24 protein-coding genes are annotated in these 22,665 nt (G+C 34.2%); 18 read left to right on the plus strand and 6 right to left on the minus strand.

The annotated features are described in order from the left end of the window. Positions 1–28 precede the first annotated feature (28 nt). The 16 genes from ACFQ0I_RS15470 to tsaB all read left to right on the plus strand — a co-directional run bounded on the left by ACFQ0I_RS15470 (position 29) and on the right by tsaB (position 15,240). A complete protein-coding gene (locus ACFQ0I_RS15470; RefSeq protein WP_379943826.1) occupies positions 29–748 on the plus strand; it encodes an energy transducer TonB in 720 nt (239 codons plus the stop codon). 228 nt (positions 749–976) lie between these two features. Then, a complete protein-coding gene (locus tag ACFQ0I_RS15475; protein WP_379943828.1) occupies positions 977–3,076 on the plus strand; it encodes a gliding motility protein RemB in 2,100 nt (699 codons plus the stop codon). Between the two features lie 399 nt (positions 3,077–3,475). Then, positions 3,476–4,369, plus strand: coding sequence for a heme o synthase (gene cyoE / locus ACFQ0I_RS15480; RefSeq protein WP_379943830.1), 894 nt, complete (start codon positions 3,476–3,478; stop codon positions 4,367–4,369). A 2-nt stretch (positions 4,370–4,371) separates the two neighbouring features. After that, a complete protein-coding gene (locus ACFQ0I_RS15485) occupies positions 4,372–4,953 on the plus strand; it encodes a cytochrome c oxidase subunit 3 (protein WP_379943832.1) in 582 nt (193 codons plus the stop codon). Positions 4,954–5,091: 138 nt separating this feature from the next. Next, positions 5,092–6,072, plus strand: a complete 981-nt coding sequence (locus tag ACFQ0I_RS15490) for a cytochrome c oxidase subunit 3 (protein ID WP_379943834.1) — start codon at positions 5,092–5,094, stop codon at positions 6,070–6,072. A gap of 19 nt (positions 6,073–6,091) precedes the next feature. Beyond that, positions 6,092–6,472 (plus strand): cytochrome C oxidase subunit IV family protein, encoded by a 381-nt coding sequence (locus ACFQ0I_RS15495; protein ID WP_379943836.1) that lies wholly within the window; start codon positions 6,092–6,094, stop codon positions 6,470–6,472. A gap of 95 nt (positions 6,473–6,567) precedes the next feature. Beyond that, positions 6,568–7,284 (plus strand): hypothetical protein, encoded by a 717-nt coding sequence (locus ACFQ0I_RS15500; protein ID WP_379943838.1) that lies wholly within the window; start codon positions 6,568–6,570, stop codon positions 7,282–7,284. A gap of 62 nt (positions 7,285–7,346) precedes the next feature. Then, the gene (locus ACFQ0I_RS15505) at positions 7,347–8,081 is read left to right on the plus strand and encodes an SCO family protein (protein ID WP_379943840.1); all 735 of its coding nucleotides are present in this window, start codon (positions 7,347–7,349) and stop codon (positions 8,079–8,081) included. Further along, the gene (locus ACFQ0I_RS15510) at positions 8,074–8,610 is read left to right on the plus strand and encodes a DUF420 domain-containing protein (RefSeq protein WP_379943842.1); all 537 of its coding nucleotides are present in this window, start codon (positions 8,074–8,076) and stop codon (positions 8,608–8,610) included. The genes ACFQ0I_RS15505 and ACFQ0I_RS15510 overlap by 8 nt, the downstream gene beginning before the upstream one ends. Before the next feature lie 70 nt (positions 8,611–8,680). Beyond that, the gene (locus ACFQ0I_RS15515) at positions 8,681–8,830 is read left to right on the plus strand and encodes a hypothetical protein (protein ID WP_379943844.1); all 150 of its coding nucleotides are present in this window, start codon (positions 8,681–8,683) and stop codon (positions 8,828–8,830) included. An 89-nt stretch (positions 8,831–8,919) separates the two neighbouring features. After that, positions 8,920–9,621, plus strand: a complete 702-nt coding sequence (locus ACFQ0I_RS15520) for an ABC transporter ATP-binding protein (RefSeq protein WP_379943846.1) — start codon at positions 8,920–8,922, stop codon at positions 9,619–9,621. Next, positions 9,614–10,843, plus strand: a complete 1,230-nt coding sequence (locus tag ACFQ0I_RS15525; RefSeq protein WP_379943848.1) for an ABC transporter permease — start codon at positions 9,614–9,616, stop codon at positions 10,841–10,843. Before ACFQ0I_RS15520 ends, ACFQ0I_RS15525 begins: the two co-directional genes overlap by 8 nt. A 2-nt stretch (positions 10,844–10,845) precedes the next feature. Further along, complete coding sequence (locus tag ACFQ0I_RS15530) at positions 10,846–12,090, plus strand: ABC transporter permease (protein ID WP_379943850.1); 1,245 nt, start codon at positions 10,846–10,848, stop codon at positions 12,088–12,090. Positions 12,091–12,108: 18 nt separating this feature from the next. Then, the gene (locus ACFQ0I_RS15535) at positions 12,109–13,233 is read left to right on the plus strand and encodes an efflux RND transporter periplasmic adaptor subunit (protein WP_379943852.1); all 1,125 of its coding nucleotides are present in this window, start codon (positions 12,109–12,111) and stop codon (positions 13,231–13,233) included. A 16-nt stretch (positions 13,234–13,249) separates the two neighbouring features. Next, positions 13,250–14,569: a TolC family protein gene (locus tag ACFQ0I_RS15540; RefSeq protein WP_379943854.1), complete on the plus strand. Its 1,320-nt coding sequence runs from the start codon at positions 13,250–13,252 to the stop codon at positions 14,567–14,569. Continuing rightward, positions 14,569–15,240, plus strand: a complete 672-nt coding sequence (gene tsaB / locus ACFQ0I_RS15545) for a tRNA (adenosine(37)-N6)-threonylcarbamoyltransferase complex dimerization subunit type 1 TsaB (protein ID WP_379943899.1) — start codon at positions 14,569–14,571, stop codon at positions 15,238–15,240. The genes ACFQ0I_RS15540 and tsaB overlap by 1 nt, the downstream gene beginning before the upstream one ends. Here the strand turns inward: tsaB and ACFQ0I_RS15550 are convergent. From ACFQ0I_RS15550 to ACFQ0I_RS15570, 5 genes are all read right to left on the minus strand, one after another. Further along, positions 15,237–16,052 carry a mechanosensitive ion channel family protein gene (locus ACFQ0I_RS15550; RefSeq protein ID WP_379943856.1) on the minus strand — a complete coding sequence of 272 codons (816 nt, stop codon included), beginning with the start codon at positions 16,050–16,052 and terminating at the stop codon, positions 15,237–15,239. The genes tsaB and ACFQ0I_RS15550 overlap by 4 nt on opposite strands. Before the next feature lie 76 nt (positions 16,053–16,128). Beyond that, a complete protein-coding gene (locus ACFQ0I_RS15555; RefSeq protein ID WP_379943858.1) occupies positions 16,129–16,482 on the minus strand; it encodes a DUF1304 domain-containing protein in 354 nt (117 codons plus the stop codon). After that, a complete protein-coding gene (locus tag ACFQ0I_RS15560; RefSeq protein ID WP_379943860.1) occupies positions 16,479–18,581 on the minus strand; it encodes a thioredoxin domain-containing protein in 2,103 nt (700 codons plus the stop codon). The genes ACFQ0I_RS15555 and ACFQ0I_RS15560 overlap by 4 nt, the downstream gene beginning before the upstream one ends. Positions 18,582–18,660: 79 nt before the next feature. Continuing rightward, a complete protein-coding gene (locus ACFQ0I_RS15565) occupies positions 18,661–18,861 on the minus strand; it encodes a dodecin family protein (RefSeq protein ID WP_379943862.1) in 201 nt (66 codons plus the stop codon). 130 nt (positions 18,862–18,991) lie between these two features. Beyond that, on the minus strand, positions 18,992–19,894 hold the full coding sequence (locus ACFQ0I_RS15570; protein ID WP_379943864.1) for a NifU family protein: 903 nt from the start codon (positions 19,892–19,894) through the stop codon (positions 18,992–18,994). A gap of 167 nt (positions 19,895–20,061) precedes the next feature. On the opposite strand from ACFQ0I_RS15570, the gene ACFQ0I_RS15575 reads away from it, so the two are divergent. Continuing rightward, on the plus strand, positions 20,062–21,066 hold the full coding sequence (locus ACFQ0I_RS15575) for a PorP/SprF family type IX secretion system membrane protein (RefSeq protein ID WP_379943866.1): 1,005 nt from the start codon (positions 20,062–20,064) through the stop codon (positions 21,064–21,066). Between the two features lie 117 nt (positions 21,067–21,183). Further along, positions 21,184–21,699 carry a gamma carbonic anhydrase family protein gene (locus tag ACFQ0I_RS15580; RefSeq protein ID WP_379943868.1) on the plus strand — a complete coding sequence of 172 codons (516 nt, stop codon included), beginning with the start codon at positions 21,184–21,186 and terminating at the stop codon, positions 21,697–21,699. A gap of 173 nt (positions 21,700–21,872) precedes the next feature. Here ACFQ0I_RS15580 and murI read toward each other — a convergent pair whose 3' ends face one another. Then, positions 21,873–22,652, minus strand: a complete 780-nt coding sequence (gene murI, locus ACFQ0I_RS15585; RefSeq protein WP_379943870.1) for a glutamate racemase — start codon at positions 22,650–22,652, stop codon at positions 21,873–21,875. Positions 22,653–22,665 lie beyond the last annotated feature (13 nt).

The raw sequence follows: 22,665 nt of genomic DNA on the forward strand, positions 1-22,665 counted from the left end.
TTTAGCAATCTTGAAAAACGAATAAATTATGGAGCTTAAAAAAAATCCTCAAGCAAATGTTGGACGTAATAGTTCACTGTATTTCGCTATTGGTTTAGCGTTAATGTTATTTTTAACAAATTTCGCTATTAATTACAAAACTTATGATAAAGCAGCGATTGATATTGGTCAAATCGATATGGATGCGGAATTAGAAGAAGAAATTCCTATCACTGAGCAATTACAAACGCCACCTCCACCACCTCCACCACCAGCTGCACCAGAAGTTATTCAGGTTGTAGAAGATGAAAAAGAAGTGAAGGAAACCATTATAGAGTCTACAGAGTCTGATCAAAAACAAAAAATCGTAAAAGTAGAAGCTGTTAAAGTGGTAGAAGTTGAAGAAGATATCGACGTACCATTTGCTGTTATCGAAAACGTACCAGTTTTTCCTGGTTGCGAAGGTGGTAACAACGATGCAAAAAGAGATTGTATGTCTAAAAAAATATCAGACTTCGTTAATAAAAAGTTCAATACTGAGTTAGCTAGCGAATTAGGATTGTCTGGAAGACAACGTATTAACGTAATCTTTAAAATAGATAAAACTGGTGCTATTACTGGTATTCGTGCAAGAGCACCACATCCAGGTTTAGAAAAAGAAGCAGAAAGAGTAATTAGCATGCTTCCTAAAATGCAACCAGGTAAACAACGTGGTAAGCCAGTAAACGTGCCTTATTCGTTACCAATTGTATTTCAAGTTCAAGACTAAAATAGTTTTTCTGAATATTCAGGAATCATAATAAATACGGTCCCGTTACAAATTTTGTAACGGGATTTTTTTTTAATGTTCGCCAATATTTATTCGAAATAGTTACAAAGCGATATCAGTAATTAGCGGTTTAGAACATTCTTTTTTACAGGATAATACGTCTTTTAATAAGCGCATTATTAAAATAATAGTATCTTTCAACTCAAAATTAATACTCAAGAAATAATCATGAAACACCATGTTGTTCTATTCCTACTTTTAGTTCAATTTAATTCATTTTCTCAAGGAAATTTATCTTTCGAAAAGCCTCCTGTTTTTCCGAATTGCGAGAGTTTAACAATTTCTGAGCTGCAAAAATGCTTCGACCAAAAAATGTATAATCATATTTATGATAATTTTAAAGTACCCGAAAGTGTTTTAAAACAAAATTATAAAGGCGAAGTAGTGGTATTGTTTGAAGTGGACACAACAGGTGTGTTTAAGCTTATTTACATCGATGCGATGTTCGATTCGTTGAAAACAGAAGCTAAACGGGTGTTTGGAATGCTTCCTAAAATTACACCTGCCACCTATAATGGTAGAAACACCTATAAACAATATTCAATTCCTATTAGAATTCCACTCATAAAGCAGCAGGTAGCAACGCATGATTTGTCCAAACAAAATGACATATCGCGTAAAGAACAAGAAGCAAAATTAGAATTTGATAACATAAACAAGGCCGTAGAGACTTTCGAAAACAAAGCGTATTCCAGTCAACTAAACATTCCGTTTACACATAGCGATTATGCCCGATTTGATAGAAGTATGAACCTTATCGGAACTAATAGTCACACGAGTTCCAAACCATTTGTTTACAACGATGTTTCTAAGTATTACGATTTCCAGTCTGAAAATGACAAGCTTCTAAAAGAAACAAGTACTTGGATGGGTAGTAAAATATGGAACGAACATTTGGTACAAATACAAGCTAAAGATTATTGGTTTTCAATTGATCCTATTTTTGATTTAGAAGTGGGGAAGGATACCGAAGCCAGTTTTAGTAGCACTTATAATAACACGCGTGGTCTTTTAGTGCAAGGTGGTTTGGGCGATAAGCTTAATTTCTATGCCACGGTTTTTGAAAGTCAAGGGCGTTTTGCAAACTATGTAAACGAGTACGCTGAAAGTTTAAAGGCTTTTGGACCAGACCCTGCAATAATTCCCGGGCGTGGCATTGCAAAGCGTTTTAAGACCGATTCGTACGATTATCCTGTGGCGGAAGCTTATTTATCGTATGCGCCGGCTAAATTTATTAACATGCAATTTGGTCATGGAAAGAACTTTATAGGCGATGGATATCGGTCGTTGTTATTGAGCGATGTGGCGAGTCCGCATCCATTTTTTAAACTTAACACCTCTTTTTGGAAAATTAAATATACAAATACCTGGATGTGGTTAAAAGATGTGAGAGATGAGGTGGTAGAAGACAAGGCCTTTTTAAGCAAATATTTAGCGAGTCATTATTTAAGTTGGAATGTTTCGAAACGATTAAATATTGGATTGTTCGAATCGGTATTATGGACCAATAGTAACGATAGAGGCTTTGATGTTAATTATTTAAATCCTGTTATTTTTTATAGAGCCATTGAATTTGAAACCGGTCAAGGCGCAGGGAATGCCATACTTGGGGCATCGGCGAAATATAAGTTTAATGATAATATAAACATGTACAGTCAGTTTATATTAGATGAATTTTCGCTTAGCGATATAAAGGGTGGTGAAAAAAGCTGGAAAAATAAATATGGCTATCAATTAGGTGTTAAATATTATAATGCCTTTAAAGTGGATAATTTGTTGTTACAATTTGAATACAATAGAGTGCGACCTTATACGTATTCGCACAACACCATCGTTTTAAATTACGGACACAACAACCAATCTATGGCGCATTTGTGGGGTGCTAACTTTAGTGAAGCGATATTAATTGGACGCTATCACTACAACCGATGGTTTGCGAATGCAAAACTAATTTTTGGTATGCGCGGACTGGATTTTAATGATGGCACCGACGATTTTAGTTACGGAGGCGATGTGTATAGAGATTATAACGACCGTCCGTATGACACAGGTGTAGAAGTTGGTCAGGGCATAAAGACCAAAATCTTTAACGGGAATTTACAAGCTGGTTATGTAATTAACCCCGCATCGAACTTAAAAATATTTACCGATATCACGGTTAGAAACTTTAATCCGGAAGCAGAAACCGCAACTACCTTTAAAAGCAATACCGTTTGGATTAACTTTGGTATTAGAACCGATTTGTTTAATTGGTATTTTGATTTTTAACAAATTACTATGAAGGCAGGAATCTCTTTTTTAGTATGTAAATTTCAATAGAGCTTCCTGCTAATTAGCACACAATTACGGTTTTTTTACAGCGGAAATCTAAATTTACAGCGTATTCAAAAGAAGAAAATCTTATGTTTTGTTGCAAATAGTGTTTGTGCACGGATTTAAAAACTTATGCTGCGAGCAAACGCGCGTGAGGGATAGTAGTGAAAAGCCCACAGCGACCCCGAGGCTTCGGGGGAGCGCGGACTTGTAACGAATAGCCCGACCTGAAAGGGCACGCCCAAAAAATAACCTCTGTTGGGTTAGATAAATTTACCAGAAAAAACCATTGGTGAAAATGTTTTAAAAAGTATCTTTGCACTCGCCTTACAAAAGGTTTAATGTTAAAAACTATTGAGCAACACAAAAACTTCAGTAACAACAACTTCGGTAATTTCGGATTTTAAAGAAATTACTAAAATGCGTTTATCATTAAGCGTGGTGTTTTCTTCGCTGGCAGGCTACTTGCTCGGGGTGGATATTGTAAGTGTTAAAACCTTAATTTTATTGGCATTTGGTGGATATTTTATGGTTGGCGCTTCGAACGCTTTTAATCAAATTATTGAAAAAGACCTAGACGCTTTAATGAAACGTACAGCCAACAGACCTGTTCCTTCTGGCAGAATGTCTGTTAATACGGCTTTTATAATTGCCAGTATTTTTACCCTATTAGGAATTATAATTTTATATAGCATCAATAAGCAAACGGCTATGTTTGGTGCCATTTCTATTTTTTTATATGCTTGTGTTTATACGCCGTTAAAAACCAAAACGCCGTTGGCAGTTTTTGTGGGAGCTATACCAGGAGCCATACCTTTTATGTTAGGTTGGGTAGCTGCGACCGATAATTTTGGGATAGAACCAGGCACCTTATTCGCGTTACAGTTTTTTTGGCAATTCCCTCACTTCTGGGCTATTGGTTGGTTTTTGTTTAATGATTATGAGAAGGCTGGATTTTTTATGTTGCCAACCGGAAAACGCGATAAAGGAACAGCGGTACAAATTATTATGTACACTATTTGGACTATTTTAGTGTCTATTATACCGGTTTTTGGATTTACCGGAGCATTGAGTTTATCTATCGTTGCGGCTATAATAGTGTTTGTATTAGGATTGGGTATGTTATATTATGCGTTTCGATTGTTTAATGAAATGACAGAGAAAGCAGCAAGACAACTCATGTTGATAAGCGTGTTGTATATAACATTGGTGCAAATTGTTTATGTAATTGATAAATTTATTGGATAACTATGGATTTAACACAAGGAACTTTAGAGGAAAAAAATAACAGAGCAAAAAAAATGATGCTTTGGTTTGGAATCATATCATTAATTATGTCGTTTGCAGGGTGGACAAGTGCCTTTGTGGTCAGTAGTTCTAGACCCGACTGGTTAAAAGATTTTCAGCTGCCACAGGCATTTATTGTAAGCACCATTGTAATTGTGTTGAGCAGTATTTCGTTTATTTTGGCTAAAAATGCTTTGAAAAAAGACCAACGAAAAGCTACCATGCTGTGGTTGTTTGTAACACTTATTTTAGGTGTTGTTTTTATATTTAATCAATTATCAGGTTTTCAGCAAATCATAGATTTAGGGTATAATTTTACAGGTCCTACCAGTAATGTTACCATGTCTTACATCTATTTAATAGCCGTGGTACATATTTTACACGTTGTTGTAGGGTTAATTTGTTTGTTGGTAGTAATTTATAATCATTTTAAACAAAACTATACTGCTACAAAAATGCTAGGTTTTGAACTGGCTGCTACGTTTTGGCATTTTATAGATATATTATGGGTGTATCTCTTTTTATTCTTATATTTCGTAAGGTAGAAATTTTGTTATTAAAATGACTTATGTCATATTTTATAACGTTTTTACTTTTGCAGAATCTTAAAATTTAATGGCGGATATTTTATTAAATAGATAAATTGTCTATTTTTGTCCAACTTTTAAACAAACAACCTATATATGAGTACATCAGTTGTAAACACTGGAGCAGAAGGAAAAACTTGGGGTGGCGGTAATGAACCACTTAAAGCCAGTTACGGAAAAATGATGATGTGGTTTTTCATCGTTTCAGATGCTTTAACATTTTCGGGCTTTTTAGCAGCCTATGGGTTTTCAAGATTTAAGTTTAGTGAAACATGGCCTATAGCCGACGAGGTGTTTACACACGTGCCTTTTTTACACGGGCAAGAACACCCAATGATTTACGTTGCGTTCATGACCTTTGTGCTTATTATGTCGTCTGTAACTATGGTACTTGCCGTAGATGCTGGACATCATTTAAATAAAGCGAAAGTAACATTATATATGTTGCTTACTATTATAGGAGGTTTAATATTTGTTGGATCGCAAGCCTGGGAATGGGCAACATTTATTAAAGGAGATTTTGGTGCTGTACAAACAAAAGGCGGTAACATTATTCAATTTGTGAATACCGATGGACATCGCGTTGCGCTTAGAGATTTTGTGGTTGCTGCTCCAACTGAAAGAGAACAACACCAAGATAAAAATGGTTTATGGTTTGTTGGAGAAGGTTCTTTGCCAACTTATACCGTAAACGATGTTATTCATGGTTTAGAAGCGCATCCAGAAATTTTAGTAAGAACGCAAACTATCGATGAACATGGGAAAAAAACCATTCTTTCTAGAGAAGAATCGTTACATCAACTAAAAACGAATGGAAAACACGTTGTAGAAGGCGCGAACTTACATGAGAACGAATATGGGTCGCCGTTATTTGCCGATTTCTTTTTCTTTATAACAGGGTTTCACGGATTCCACGTATTTTCGGGAGTAATTATCAATATCATTATTTTCTTTAATGTGATATTAGGAACTTACGAAAAACGTAAAAATTATGAAATGGTTGAGAAAGTTGGACTTTATTGGCACTTTGTAGATTTAGTTTGGGTATTTGTATTTACATTCTTCTACCTAGTTTAATAAGTAAAAAATATTAAAAATGGCACACGCACATAAATTAGAAATCTTAAGAGGTTTAATTAAATTTAAAACGGTAACTCAAAAAATTTGGGGCGTTTTAATTCTTTTAACCGTAATCACTACTGTTGAAGTTGTTTTAGGGATATATAAACCAGAATCTTTAATGGGGCATTTTTTAGGAATGAAAATCTTAAACTGGATTTTTATCATCTTAACAATTGCTAAAGCTTATTATATTACCTGGGATTTTATGCACATGCGCGACGAAGTAAAAGCGTTGAGACGTATGGTGGTATGGACAGCAATCTTTTTAATTCTTTATTTAGTGTTTATCTTATTACAAGAAGGCGGCTATATAGAAGGTGTTTACTCTAAAGGATTTATCAAACACGATTTTTAAATAATAAATGCACTAATTTAGTGTTAAAACATATATTTAGGCGGTTTTATAGACCGCCTTTTTTTATTTTTGCTCTACGTTTATAGTACTACGAAATGGATTTAAAAAAAATTGGCAGATACGTTGTTTTAGGGATATTATTTTTTTTACCAGTTACCTTTTTATTGTTATTATATCCAGCCACTCACAATTATACACCCTTAGATATAGTTAATACTTCGGTAGTAGATTTAAATGCATTCAATTCTTCTTCAGACGAAAAAGTGCTTTTAAAAGATCATATTACGGTACTTGGTTTTTTGGGTAAAACGCCTTTAAGCAATAGCATAGCAGCGTCCAATTTAAAGGAATTGGTTTACGATAAATTTAAAGGATTTAAAAAGTTTCAAGTTGTTATTGTGGTGCCTGTTGGTACAGAAGAAGCCGTTGAGAAATTAAAAACGGAAATAAGTTCGTATGAAGATTTAAGATTCTGGCATTTTGTTTTTGGAACTCCAGACGCTATTGAAAAGGTGTTTTTAAGTCTGAAATGCAACTCTAATTTAGATGAAAATTTAGCTACCAATCAAGTATTTATCGTCGATAAAGACTTAAATCAAAGAGGGCGATTAGACGACAGGACCGATAATGAAATTTCAAGAAAGGAAGTACCTTATGTTTTAAGTTCATACAATTGTATTGAAGTGGCAGAAATTAAGAATAAAATGAGCGACGATTTGCGCATTTTGTTTACGGAGTATAGACAAAAAAGAAAAGGTGAATTTAATTCTGATACAAGGAGAGCAAACGATTTAAACGCAGTCGACAATTAAAAAAGATGTCAGGTTGAGTGAAGTCGAAACCAATACGTATAAGAAACTATATATGAAAAGCCATGAGCAAAAAAACTAATTATTCATACATCGGAATAGCCTTTATTATTTTAGTCTTCGGAATTATTTTTGTTCCTAAAATAGTTGACAGAATCGTAAATAATGATGTCACCCGAAAAGAAAGTAGAAGTGATTTTAACGATTCAAAAAAATCAAATTTAGCTTTTATTGAAATCAATAATGAACGTAAAAAAGTACCTTCGTTTGCCTTTACGAATCAATATGGAAAGCTAATAACTAATAAAGATTATGAAGGTAAAGTGTATGTCATAGAATTTTTCTTTACCACCTGCCCAACAATTTGCCCCAGAATGAATGCGAATCTGGTTCAAATTCAAAATGCATTTAAAGGATTTGAAAATTTTGGAGTGGCGTCATTTACTATTAATCCGGAAAACGATACGCCAGAAGTATTAAAAGCTTACGCAGATAGATATGGTGTTACCAACCCTAATTGGAATTTAATGACAGGCGATCAAACAGAAATATACAAATTGGCTAATGAAGGGTTTAATTTATATACCGCCGAAGATGCTACTGTAGAAGGTGGTTTTGAACACTCCGGAAACTTCGCATTAATCGATAAAAACGGCTATTTACGATCGCGGATTGTAAATGGGAACCCAATTATTTTTTACAATGGGATAATTTCTGAAGAAGAAAAAACGGATGACGAAGGTATGCCAGAAGAGATAAGTATATTAAAAGAAGATATTAAAAAATTACTCAATGAATAATCAAAACGAAATCTTAGACGATAAAAAATACAATAAACTAATTGTTGCTTTATCAATTATCATACCTGTGGCAGTTGCTATACTGTTTGGTGTTAGAATACCAAATGTAGAACCGCTATCGTTTTTGCCACCAATTTATGCCACTATAAATGGATTAACAGCAGTAATCTTAGTGATTGCTTTAATAGCTATTAAAAAGAAAAATATCGTGCTTCATGAGAACTTAATGACTACGGCACTTTGGTGTTCTGTGGCGTTTTTAGTAATGTACGTGGCGTATCATATGACAAGTGATTCTACTAAATTTGGAGGCGAAGGCGCTATTAAATATGTGTATTATTTTATACTTTTATCACATATACTTTTGTCTATTATAGTCATTCCATTTGTGCTAATCACTTATGTAAGAGCAATAACAAATAATTTTGAAAAGCATAAAAAAATAGCTAAAATTACCTTTCCATTGTGGCTTTATGTGGCAGTTACAGGCGTTATAGTTTATATCATGATTTCACCATATTATGTGTAGTTTCAAAGGCAAAGTCATCTTTTTTCTTTTAACTTGTTTCATTTTTATCGAAACAAATGCCCAATGCGCTATGTGTAGGGCAGTACTTGAAACCGCAGAAGGACAAACAGCTGCAGAAGGTATTAATGATGGCATTGTGTATTTAATGGCTATTCCTTATATTTTAGTTGCAGGCATTGCATATTTTATTTATAAGAAATTCAATACGTTAAAGAAATAATAAAAAAGTTTTTTTAACGTATATTGTAACATTTCTTTACTTACTTAGTCTAACTAATAAGTTTAAGGCATGATTAATCAATCAATATAATGTTAGAAATTCATAAACTACACAAATCCTATCCAATAGGTGATTCCAAATTACATGTTTTAAAAGGTATAGATCTTACGGTCGAAGACGGCGAAATGGTTGCCATTATGGGCTCGTCGGGCTCTGGTAAGTCTACCTTGCTTAATATTATTGGCATGTTAGATGAAGCAGATTCTGGTGATTATATTTTAGATGGCTTGCCAATAAAAAACCTCACCGAAAAAAAAGCAGCGGTTTACAGAAATAAGTTTTTAGGATTTATTTTTCAATCGTTCAACCTTATCAATTATAAAAATGCCTTAGAAAATGTAGCGCTTCCATTGTACTACCAAGGCATGAAGCGTAAAGAGCGTCAAGAACTTGCCATGTTTCATTTAGAAAAAGTAGGATTAACCAATTGGGCGCATCATTTACCTAAAGAACTTTCTGGTGGTCAAAATCAGCGTGTGGCTATAGCAAGAGCTTTAGCCGCAAACCCAAAATTACTTCTGGCAGACGAACCTACAGGAGCCTTAGATTCTACAACATCTCATGAAATCATGGCGTTTATTCAACAATTAAATGATGAAGGGAAAACCATTTTAATTGTTACACATGAGGAAGATATTGCTAACATGTGTAAGCGTATTGTACGATTACGTGATGGTGTTATTATGGAAGATAAGAAAGTAGAACAAGTAAGGGCAGAACAGTATGTTTGATTTAGACCTTTGGCGCGAAATATTTCAAAGTATCAATAAAAACAGAACCAGAAGTTTGCTATCTGGCTTCACGGTGGCTTTTGCTATTTTGCTATTTACCATTCTTTTTGGTATTGCCAACGGCTTGCAAAACACGTTTAAAGAGGCATTTGGAACCGATGCCAATAACTCCATTGTAATTTTTCCAGGTAAAACAACCAAGGCCTATAAAGGGCTTCAAGTTGGTAGACAAATCCAATTTACAAATGAAGACCGAACATTTATTCTAGACGAATTTGGAGATAAAGTACAGTATATCACATCCAAAGTCAATAAAAGTGTAAATGCTTCTTATAAAGGTGAAAAAAACACTTACGAAGTAAGAGGTGTCTACCCAGAATACATGTTTATTGAAAACAATAAAGTAAAAGTAGGTCGCTATATAAACCAGAATGATATACAAAACAGAGCAAAAGTTGTAGTTATTGGTAGAGTAGTGGATGACTATTTGTTTTTTAAAGAAGACGCTATTGGGAAATACATAAATTTAAGTGGAATTCAATATAAGGTAGTTGGGGTGTTTACTGATGATGAAGGTGATAATGAAGAAAGTGTTATTTATATGCCAATTTCAACAACGCAATTTGTTTACGGTAATAATGATTTTGTCGATTTGATGCATTTAACCTATAATCCTGAAATGAATTCAGATCAAGCATTAAATTTTGGGACGCAACTCACCAAAAAATTAAAAGAGCGATTTTCAGTAGCAAAAAGCGACCAGCGCGCTATCAGGGTGCATAATATGGCGCAAGGAACCAAAGCTGTCGATCAGATGACAATGGGTTTAACTGTTATTATTTTAGTAATTGGGTTCGGAACACTTATCGCAGGTGTTGTGGGCATCAGCAACATTATGATATTTATTGTAAAAGAACGTACCAAAGAAATAGGCATTCGTAAAGCCTTAGGGGCTTCACCTAAATCTATAGTATCTATTATTTTAATTGAAGCGATACTTATTACGGCAATTGCTGGTTATGTTGGCTTATTAATGGGTATGGGTGTGTTAGAATTAGTAGGTCCAAGTTTAGAAGAATATTTTATAAAAGATCCAAGCGTAAGCAGTAGTCTCGTAATCGGCGCAACCATTACTTTAATACTAGCTGGGGCAATTGCAGGGTATTTGCCTGCAAAAAAAGCATCACAAATAAAGCCAATTGTGGCACTTAGAAACGATTAAATATGTTGAAATTTTTACTCGATAGAGACACTTGGCAAGAAGTTTTCGATAGCTTTAATAAAAATAAGCTAAGATCGATTCTTACGATGGTGGGAGTTTGGTGGGGTATATTATTACTTATAGGCTTGCTGGGTTCTGCCCGAGGTCTAGAGAATTCTTTTAATAGATTGTTTGGAAGTTTCGCAACAAATAGCGTTTTTATTTGGGGACAAAGTACAAGTAAACCATTTAAGGGATTTCAAGAAGGCAAGCAAATTCAACTAACCCTAACCGATGCTAAAAAGATCGAAGAGAACATTGAAGGTATCGAATTTGTGGTGCCTAGGAATATAAATGAAGCATTAATTGTTAGAAATTTTCTTTCGGGTACATTTCGTGTTTATGGAGATTACCCATTGCTAGACCAAGTTCAAAAGAAAAAATTAATACATGGCCGTTTTATAAATCAGAATGATATTGACGATAATAAAAAAGTAGTCGCAATTTCAGAAGATATATACAAGCAATTATTTGAAAAAGGCGAAATGCCAATTGGCGAGTATATTCAAATAAACAGCATCAACTTTAAGGTAATTGGCATGTTCGAAACCGGCAATGTAAATATGGGGCCTTCTGCCGATATCCACATTCCGTTTACAACGTTTCAACAAATCTATAATCAAGGCGATCGTATTGGTTGGATGATGATTACCGGAAAACCAGAATTCGATATTAAACAAATAGAAGAAGATTCGAAGCTGTTGCTTAAAAATCTTAACAACGTACATCCAAACGATAAACGCGCATTTGGAAGTTTTAATTTAGGTAAAGAATTCGCTAAAATAACTGGCTTTTTAACTGGCATGCAATTTTTAACCTGGTTTGTAGGTATTGCTACCTTAATAGCAGGTGTATTTGCAATTGGAAATATTTTACTTATTACAGTTAAAGAACGTACTAAGGAAATAGGTGTGCGACGTGCATTAGGCGCTACGCCATTCGAGATTAAACGTCAAATAGTAGTAGAAGCTGTTTTTTTAACCCTTGTTGCTGGCATTTTTGGAATAATAACAGGAGGGTGGATTTTAATAGGTCTGGATGCGGCATTTGGGCAGGGAGACGATGCAACTATTGTTAACGCTTCGGTGTCGATAGGAGTCGTATTTATTTCACTAATTATATTAGTTATTTTAGGAACTTTAATCGGGCTAATTCCCGCCTTTAAAGCCACAAGCATAAAACCAATTGAAGCATTAAGAGAAGAATAAACAATCAAGAAAAATAAAATGAATAAAACTGTAAAAATCATTTCAGTATTAATAGTTGTAATACTGTTGGCCTTCGTATTAAAGTATTTTAAAGACGCCAATTCCAAAGCGATTGAAGACTTTAAAGTTGAAGAACCTTTTTATACATCCATAAAAACAAAAGCAGTGGCAACGGGAAAATTAAACCCCGAAGAGGAAATTGAACTGAAACCTCAAGTTTCTGGTATTGTAGATAAAATTTTGGTTGAAGAAGGCGATATCGTTAAAAAAGGCGATTTAATTGCTAAAATTAGAGTAGTGCCAAATGAACAAAGTTTGGTAAGTGCAAGAAGTAGAATTGCATCAGCAAAACTATCATACGACAACGCCAAAATATTAAACGATAGAAACAAAACGCTTTTTGACAAAGGTGTTATTTCTATTCAGGATTTCGAGAATAGTAAACTTGCGTTCGATCAAGCTAAAGAAAGTCTGGCACAGGCACAAAACGATTATCAGATAATCAAACAAGGATCTATCTCTGGCGGAAGTTCTGCAAACACAAACATCATCGCACAAATCTCAGGAACTATTTTAGAAATTCCTATCCGTGAAGGCGATCAGGTTATTCAAAGTAATACGTTCAATGCAGGAACAACAATCGCCTTTATTGCCGATATGAGTCATATGATTTTTGAAGGCAAGGTGGATGAAGCCGAAGTTGGTAAATTAGAAGAAGGCAAAGAAATAAAGGTAATATTAGGAGCTATTGGAGACAAACAATTTCCAGCGAAATTAACCTTTGTAGCACCTAAAGGGATTGAAGTTAACGGGGCCGTTCAATTTACTATAAAAGCAAATGTAACTATCGATGAAGCCACCAATATTCGTGCAGGCTATAGTGCCAATGCAGAGATTGATATTGAAGGTAAAGACAGTGTATTTGCTATAAAAGAAGCCCTTTTACAATATAACCGCATTACAGAAAAACCTTTTGTGGAAGTGCAAACAGGCGATAAAAAATTTGAAAAACGCGATGTAGAACTTGGTCTGTCTGATGGTATCAATGTTGAAATAACAAGTGGACTTAAAAAAGGTGATAAGATTAAAGTTTGGAATAAAGCCTCTAAAGATGACGAAGATAAAGAAGACAATGATAACTAATATTAGAAAAACGAGCATGAAAAATCATTTTATAATATGGGTATTCTTCTTAGCATGTACCACAATAGCTGCTCAAACTAAAAAGTGGTCGCTTCAAGATTGCGTAAATCACGCTTTAGAGAACAACATTACAGTAAAAAAAGGCGAGAATAACCTGTTAAGTATGGAGCAAGATGTTATCGCATCTAAAGGAAGTTTTTTACCATATGTTGGGGCAAATTTATCGCAATCATTAAGCTTAGGGCAATCGGAATTATTTCCCGGTAACTTTGTAGACAGAACATTCCATTCAACTAATGCCAGTATAAGTGTTTCGCAAACCGTGTTTAATGGTTATAGAAATCTCAACGCTTACAAACAGGCAAAATTAAGTTTAGAGTCTAATAAACTTGGGTTAGATAAAATAAAGGATGATATTTCTTTATTCGTGGTTAATGCCTATTTAAACGTGTTATTTAATAAAGAGAATCTTCAAGTTGCAAAAGCACAGTACGAATTTAGTATTCAGCAATTAGAACAAGTTAAAAATTTGGTAAACGCAGGTGCACAACCTAGAGCAAATATTTACGATGCCGAAGCAACTCTTAGTAAAGATGAGCAAAGTTTAACAATTGCAGAAAACAGTTTAAATTTATCATTACTGTCGCTGTCACAATTATTACAAGTGTCTTATGAGGGGTTCGATGTGGAAGTAATTAATATTATCAGTCCATCGGAAGGCTTGTTATATAAAGAAATTGCACCCGTTTTAAATTATGCGCTAGAAAATAGAGTTGAAATAAAAGTAGCCGAAAAAAATATTGAGATAGCTAGTTTAAGCACCGAATTATCGAAAGGTGGGTATTTACCAACAGTATCGCTTGGTTACGGATTTAATTCCGGAGCTAATTTTTCGAACTTAATTAATTCAAATTCATTTTTTGAACAAATCAATGAAAACAAAGGACATAGTTTAAGTTTAAGCGTTAATATTCCCATTTTTACGAGATTTCAAAATAAAACTGCTGTTGAAAAATCAAAAATTCAAGAAGACAATAGCCAGCTTGATTTAGAACAAGCAAAATTAGACTTAGAATCAAACATTCAACAGGCGTATACCGATGCACATGCGGCTTTAAAAGCATTTTCAGCAGCTAAGAAATCGTTAGCATCACAAGAATTAGCTTTTGAAAATTCTAAAGAACGCTTTAATATTGGCAGCATGACTTCATTCGATTTAGAGCAAGCCAGAATCCGATTAATAAATGCACAATCATCTCTAATAAATGCTAAATATGATTTTGTTTTTAAGACAAAAGTTTTAGACTTTTACATGGGAAAATCATTAACAAATTAATTGTGATAATACTAAACATAGAAACAGCAACAACTAATTGTTCGGTAGCGCTTTCAAAAGAAGGAAAAACTATTTTTTTAAAAGAGGATTACGATAAAAATTATTCGCACGCCGAACGTTTACATGTATATATTGATGAGGTTTTAAAAGAAGCGGGCATTGCTTTAAACGATTTAAGTGCTGTAGCCATTAGCAAAGGCCCTGGATCTTATACAGGGCTGCGTATTGGAGTATCCGCTGCAAAAGGACTTTGTTTTGCTCTTGATAAGCCTTTAATTTCAGTTTCTACTTTAGAGGCTTTAGCACATCAAGTTTCCTGTAACGAAGGTGTTATTGTAGCCATGTTAGACGCGCGCCGCATGGAAGTGTATTCGGCAGTTTTTGATTCTAATTACAATCGAATTCGCGAAACTAAAGCTCAAATATTAGATGAACACGCTTTTGGTGATTATTTAGAAAAAGGGAAGGTTTATTTTATAGGTAATGGTGTTGAAAAGACAAAAGAGTTAATCAATCATCCGAATGCGGTTTTTATTGAAAACAAATTACCTTCGGCAAACGAGATGGGTTTGTTAGCATATAAAAAGTTCAAAACAAACGATTTTGAGGATGTCGCTTATTTTGAACCTTATTATTTAAAAGATTTTGTGGCCTTAAAGCCTAAATCTTAACCTTGTTTTCTAATTTCTACTTGATGTGGGTAAGGTATTTCAATACCTGCAGCATCGAGTGCTAATTTTGTGTTTTCGGTAACTTCAAAGTAAACAGTCCAATAATCTTCTGCTTTACACCAAGGTCTTACCGCAAAGTTTACCGAGCTATCTGCTAAAGCCAATACGTTTACCGTTGGTGCAGGAGTCTCAATAACTTTAGGGTGGGAGGTTAATACACCCATTAAAATCTCTTTGGTCTTTTTTATGTCGGCATCATAACTAACACCAAAAACTAAATCTACACGTCTTGTGCCTTCTGTGGTGTAGTTAATAATGTTTCCGTTAGACAAGGCGCCATTGGGTATAATAACTTCTCTATTAGACATGCCAGTTAATTTGGTTGTGAAAATTTCTATTTTTTTTACAGTGCCTAATTCACCTTGAGCTTCGATTAAATCGCCAATTTTAAAAGGTTTAAAAATCATAATTAACACACCGCCTGCAAAATTCCCTAAAGATCCTTGAAGTGCTAAACCTATAGCCAAACCTGCTGCGGCGATTACCGCGGCAAAAGACGTTGTAGGTACTCCTAAAGTACCCAAAAGTGTTATTACTAATAATATTTTTAAGGACCAGTTTAACAGGTTTATCAAAAATTTCTGAAGGCTTTCCTCATAACTGCTTTTGGTCATTATTTTTCGACTAGCCTTTAAGAGTTTTTTAATAACCCAAGAACCAACAATCCATATAACAATGGCTGCAATTATTTTTAAGCCATATTCAGTTGCTAAATCAATCCATTTTTGGGTGTCAATGTTTTCTAAATTCATAATTTAATTTTATAATGTTTTAAAGCTTAAAATTAAAAATATTTTAAGCAAAGCAATGGTAATTAAAAGTTAAGTTTTAAAGAATACAACTTATTAAAGCCAGTATTGCAGGAATTGCTTGCACATAAAAAAGTTTAATCTGCTTTGTAGAATACGACCCATAAATACCTGCGATGGTCACACAAATTAGAAAAAACAATGCAAATTTTATATCATTTTGAATGATGGCATAAAATAAACCGCATGCTAAAAAGCCGTTGTATAAGCCTTGATTCGCAGCTAAAACCTTGGTTTCTTCGGCGAAATCTTTAGATTTTAATTTGAAAGTTTTAATGCCTTTTGGTTTGGTCCACAAAAACATTTCTAAAATTAGAAAATAGAGATGCAAGAAAGCAACAAGTGCGATTAAAAATGTGGTTAAAAACGTCATTCCTGTAGCATGTTAATAGCTTCATCTACTTCCGATACTGGTAGTTTACAAACTTTGTTAACGCATACGTAAATTAAAGTTTGGTCAGAAACATAGCGATTTAGCAGTAAAGGCATGTCGTTTTCATCGGTACTTCCAACAATTAATTTATTGGGAAGGTATGTTTTATTTAATGCTGTTAATTTTTCTTTGGCATCATCTCCAATAATGGCTACTTCATAAAATGGATATGTAAAGTTCATCATTAAGTCTAGCCAGTTCGAATAACTTGAAGGCATTTTAGGTATTTCAGATTTCACGTTATTTAAAATAGTTAATGCTGTGTTTCTAAAATCTTCCTTATCTAAATAATGAGATAACTTAAACAAGCTTTTTGCCATTATAGAATTACTTGAAGGCATCACATTATCTCGATAATCAATACTGCGTGTTATTAAATTACTATCCAGATCAGAGGTGAAATAAAACATTTTGTTTGTTTCATTGAAAAAATGTGCAAAGGTATAATCTGTTAATTCTTTGGCTGTTACTAACCATTTTTCGTTAAGTGTTGCTTCGTAAAGTGATAAGAAAGCATCAATGGTTGTGGCATAATCTTCTAAGTAACCATTTATAGTACTTTGCCCATATTTGTAACTGTGGTTTAAACCGCCATCTTTACGTATTTGATTGTATTTTATAAAAAGCGCATTTTTCTCTGCTGCATACAAATAATCCCTATCATCCAATATTTTATAGGCATCCAGGTATCCTTTAATCATTAAGGCATTCCACGAGGTTATGGACTTGTTGTCTAATCTTGGTTTAGATCTATTAGTTCTAATATCGTATAGGATTTTTTTCCAGTTTTTTGCTTTTTGCGCTAAGGCTTCTTTTGATATTTCGTATTTAGTGATTATCGTTGAATCGTTATCTTTTCTAATAAGAACATAATTGTCGTTTTCCCAAAGACCGTAGTCGTTGAGGTTGTAATAATCAGAAAACATTTCAAAGTCATCATTTAAAATGGACTTAATTTTTTCTTTCTGCCACACGTAAAAAAAGCCTTCTTCAAGGATACCTTGAGGTGTTTTACTATCGGCATCAACAGACGAGTAAAAAGACCCATTTTCGGCGGTCATTTCTCGGTTTATAAAATCTAACGTTTCAACTACGACGTTTTTGTACAGTTCGTTTTTTGTTGCGAGATAAGCATTGGAATAAAGGCTGACTAATTGCGCGTTATCATAAAGCATTTTTTCGAAATGAGGTATGTGCCATTTGTTATCGGTAGAATACCTTGCAAATCCACCTCCAAGATGATCGTAAATGCCACCATAGGCCATTTTTGTTAATGTTAAGTTTACAAAATCTTGTATCTTTTCGTCTTTAGTTTGATAAGCATAACGCAATAAAAACAGATAATTATTAGGCATCATATACTTTGGGGTACCGCGCAGTCCGCCTTCTGTATAATCAAATTGATTCGACCAATTTTGTACTATAGTTTCAATGGTACTTGTGTCGAATGCGGGTTCTTCTGTGTTTAAATCAACGAGGTCTATAGTTTTTAAACCTTTTTCTAGTTTATCGGCAATGGCGTAAAGCTTCTTCGGATTATCATTATATAGTTTTGAAATTTTGTTTAGGGCTTCCATCCATTGTTCTTTATTGAAATACGAGCCACCCCAAACAGGCCTGCCATCGGGCAATGCAATTACATTTAATGGCCAACCGGTACTACCCGTCATGAGCTGAACGGCGTTCATGTAAATTTGGTCTACATCGGGTCGTTCTTCCCTGTCAACTTTTATGTTTATAAAGTTTTTATTCATCACTTGCGCCACCAAACTATCTTGAAAACTTTCCTTTTCCATATCATGACACCAATGGCAAGCCGCATAGCCAATGCTAATAAGCATTAATTTGTTTTCTTCTTTGGCCTTTGTTAATGTTTTATCGTTCCACGCATGCCAATCAACTGGGTTATGAGCATGTTGCAATAAATATGGACTGGATTCATTTATTAATTCGTTGGTATATGGGTGGGTCACAATTTCTTTGGGCTCACCCTTGCATCCTATAATACTAATGGATAATAAGAATATAATGTATTTCATAATTCAAATTTAAAGAAAATTAGGAACAAAAAAAGCGTTCAATGATTGAACGCTTCGATTATTTTTTTTAGCGAAATATCTAATCCACTTCGAAAGTGATTTTAGCATTTACTCTAAACTCTGTAATCTCGCCATTAGAAACGATGGCGCTTTGCTCTTGAACATACACAGAACGGATGTTTTTTACGCTTTTTGAAGCGTGTTTTACCGCTTTTTTAGTAGCATCTTCCCAACTTTTGTCTGAATTTGTTAAAATTTCAATAACTTTTAAAATTGCCATGATATATGATATTTAAGATTATAATTATGTCTCTCCCCTAAAGATAGCGAATTTTTGACACAATTATGGCAATTTAGCGATAAAAAAGTTGGTTAAATATGTGGTTATAAACGTTTTAAATAATAATTATTTATCCGTTAATTGCTTCAACCATTTCTACTTTTCCTGGCAACATTTGTTTGAGCATATTTTCTATACCGCTTTTTAAGGTATAAGTAGACGACGGACAACCGCTACATGCACCTTGCAGCAAGACACTTACGTTTTTGTTTTCCGGATTGTATGAAATAAACTGAATGTTTCCACCATCGCTTGCAACGGCAGGTTTTACATATTCTTCAAGAATATTTATAATTTCTTTCGAGACATCGTCTAAATTATCAAATGCACTATCTAATTGGGTGTTCGATTTTTTTAAAGTTTCAACCGCATTGGCCAGTACAATTTCCTTTCCGTTTTCAATATAACTTCTAATAAATTCGCGAAGTTCTATAGTAATGTCTTGCCATTCGGCAATATTATATTTGGTGATTGAAACGTAATTCTCATCAATAAAAACACTTTTTACAAACGGGAAATGAAACAATTGGGTAGCTAAAGGCGATAATTTTGCTTCCTCAATAGAAGTAAATTCGAACAATGCTGTCACAATTTTTTTGTTAGCAACAAATTTCATTACCGATGGGTTTGGAGTGCTTTCTGCGTAAACAGTTACCGGAACTTTTTTAGTTTCTGCCGCTGATTCAACCACTACGCCGCCATCATTTAAATAAGACTCAATTTGTTCGGCCATTTCTTCTTGAACATCGGCCCATTCTACAATGTTGTAACGTTCAACCGCAACAAAATTTGATGATAAATACACTTTTTTAACAAAGGGTAAATAAAATAATTGTTGCGCTAATGGCGATGATTTTGCTTCATCGATATTATTGAATTCGAAACTCTGATGGTTTGTTATAAACGCGTTTACTTCGAATTTTACAATGGCATTATTTGATGTTTCTTGCACGGAAACCTTGAAAGTATTCATTTCAGCTAATTTTTGACAAAAATACTAAAAGAAAACTTTAGTTATCCATATATTTGAGTTTTGTTGCCTCTTTTTAGAGTTAATTGGATAAAGGTTAAACTTTATTTTTTGTGTAAACAATTTTTTAAAAATATAGGTGTTTTATAAAAGCTTCTGATTATAATCAAATGAATTTAAAGAATGGTTTAATGGCCGTAGTTGGAGTGTTGTTTACACTTATCGCAACCTCACAAGAAGGATTGCCAATTTATACCGATTATCTTACCGACAATTATTATTTAATTCATCCATCCATGGCAGGTGCCGCTAATTGTAGTAAAATTAGGTTAACGGCTCGTCAGCAATGGTTTGGGCATGACGATGCGCCTAAACTTATGACCCTAAGTGTAAACGGAAGAATAGGTGATACGCCTTCTGGAGTTGGAGGTATTTTGTATACTGATAAAAATGGGTATCACTCACAAACTGGAGCCTATGCTACCTATGCACATCATCTTATGTTTTCTAGAAGTGAAGCTGATTTAAATATGCTGTCTTTTGGTATTAGTGCAGGCTTTATTCAATATAAATTAGACGAAACCACATTTCTTTTTGATGGACCAGACCCAATAATAGAGGGGATTGTACAGAATGAAACTAATTTTAATATAGATCTGGGCGTATCTTATCATTTTCTGGATTTTTATGCGCATGGTACGGTAAAGAATGTTTTAAAAAATGCAGGCGTTAATAACGATATTGAAATCACCAGTAATTTAAGGCGGTATTTGCTTTCTGCGGGTTATGTGTTTAATAAGTTCGGAAGCGAATGGAGTTACGAACCTTCGCTAATGTATCAATACAAAGATGGAACAAAAGAAGCATCTATTGATGTTAATGCCAAAGTTTACAAAAACATGGAATTTGGTAAAGTTTGGGGTGGGTTGTCTTATAGAACTAGTTTAGATGGCGCAGAGTACCAAACAAGTTCTGGTGATGTTGCTAGCCAAAAACTACAGCAATTAACACCTATTTTAGGGGTAAATTTTAATAATTTCATGTTTGCCTACACTTATACCTATCAAAATAATTCGGTGGTTTTTACCAATGGCGGATTTCATCAGTTTACTCTCGGGTATAACTTTAACTGCAGAAAAGAAAAGTACAGCTGTAACTGTCCCGCGGTTAATTAATATAATAACTTCATTTAATATTTCCTCTTATACTTAAGGTGTAATTATTTCAATTATTCTTTAAATAGATTTCTTGATTTATGTAATTTTGCAGCACATTAATTTAACTTAAAAAACATGCCAGTAATAAAACCAGTAGAAGGAAAATCACCTCAAATACCAGACGATTGTTTCGTAGCCGAAAATGCAACTATAGTAGGAGATGTACAAATGGGAAGCCAATGCAGTGTATGGTTTAGTGCTGTTGTGCGTGGTGATGTGAATTACATAAAAATGGGCAACAAAGTAAATGTTCAAGACGGCGCTGTAATACACGCTACATACAAAACGGCCCCTACTAATATAGGTAACAACGTATCTATAGGGCATAATGCCATTGTACATGGTTGCACAATCCACGATAACGTGTTGGTAGGTATGGGAAGTATTATTATGGACGATTGTGTTATTGAAAGCAACAGTATTATAGCTGCAGGTGCGGTGGTAACTCAAAATACGCACGTAGAATCTGGTAGCATTTACGCTGGTGTTCCTGCAAAAAAAGTAAAGGATATTAGTCAAGAATTAATCTCAGGGCAAATAGACCGCATCTCTAATAATTACATAAAATATTCTGGTTGGTTTAAAGAGTAATTTACAACTTCTTTCAGAACAGGAATCTCTTTTTGTTGGGCGTTACCCAAGGGTCGGGCTTTACGCTATATCTTTTTTAAAGCTTCGCTTCGATATCTTCAACCAAAAAATATTTTGGTTTCGATAACGTCAAAAAGGATGCCGGTGCAATCCCTAACGCGCAGTAACAGCATTTAAAAATCCAATTTTTTAACTTCAAAATGAGAGTCTAACAGTGTTGTCATGACTTCAGGACTTCCATTGGTAAAGAATTGGCAAGTTCCTTTTTTCTTGGATAGATTTACTAATTCATACTGCTCTAAAATAGCTTTGGTTTGTCGTGCAACAGCTTCTCCAGAATCAATAATTTTAACGTGATTTGGAAGTAAATCAATCAATATCGGTATTAAATAAGGGTAGTGGGTACAGCCTAAAACTAAGTAATCTATATTGGCATCAATCATAGGTTTTAGGTAAATACTTAAAAGGGACCTCATTTCTTGAGAATTCAATTGGCCACTTTCTATAAGTTCTACAATGCCTTCACCAACCTGTTCAATAACTTTTATGTGGCTTGCAAACAACCCTGATGTTTGCGAAAATAATTCGCTGCTTAAGGTGCCTTTAGTGGCTAATATGCCAATAGCATGTGTTTTGGTTTGTAATGCCGCAGGTTTTATGGCAGGTTCAATACCAATAAACGGGATGCTATATTTTTGTCTAAGCGTGTATATTGCGTTTGTAGTAGCTGTATTGCAGGCTACTACTATTAGTTTACAGCCTTGTTTTATTAAATAGTCACTGTTTTTAATGCTCAAGTTAATAATGGCTTCTTTTCCTTTAGTACCGTACGGAGCATTAGCACTATCGGCTAAATAAATAGTATTTTCGTTTGGTAAGAGCATGTTTATTTCTTTCCAAATGGATGTGCCGCCAACTCCAGAATCGAAAATACCAATAGGTTGTTTGCTCATAGTTTAACAAAAA

Origin of the sequence: Mariniflexile aquimaris (genome assembly GCF_042676825.1) — a bacterium.
GTDB classification, from domain to species: Bacteria; Bacteroidota; Bacteroidia; order Flavobacteriales; family Flavobacteriaceae; genus Mariniflexile; species Mariniflexile aquimaris.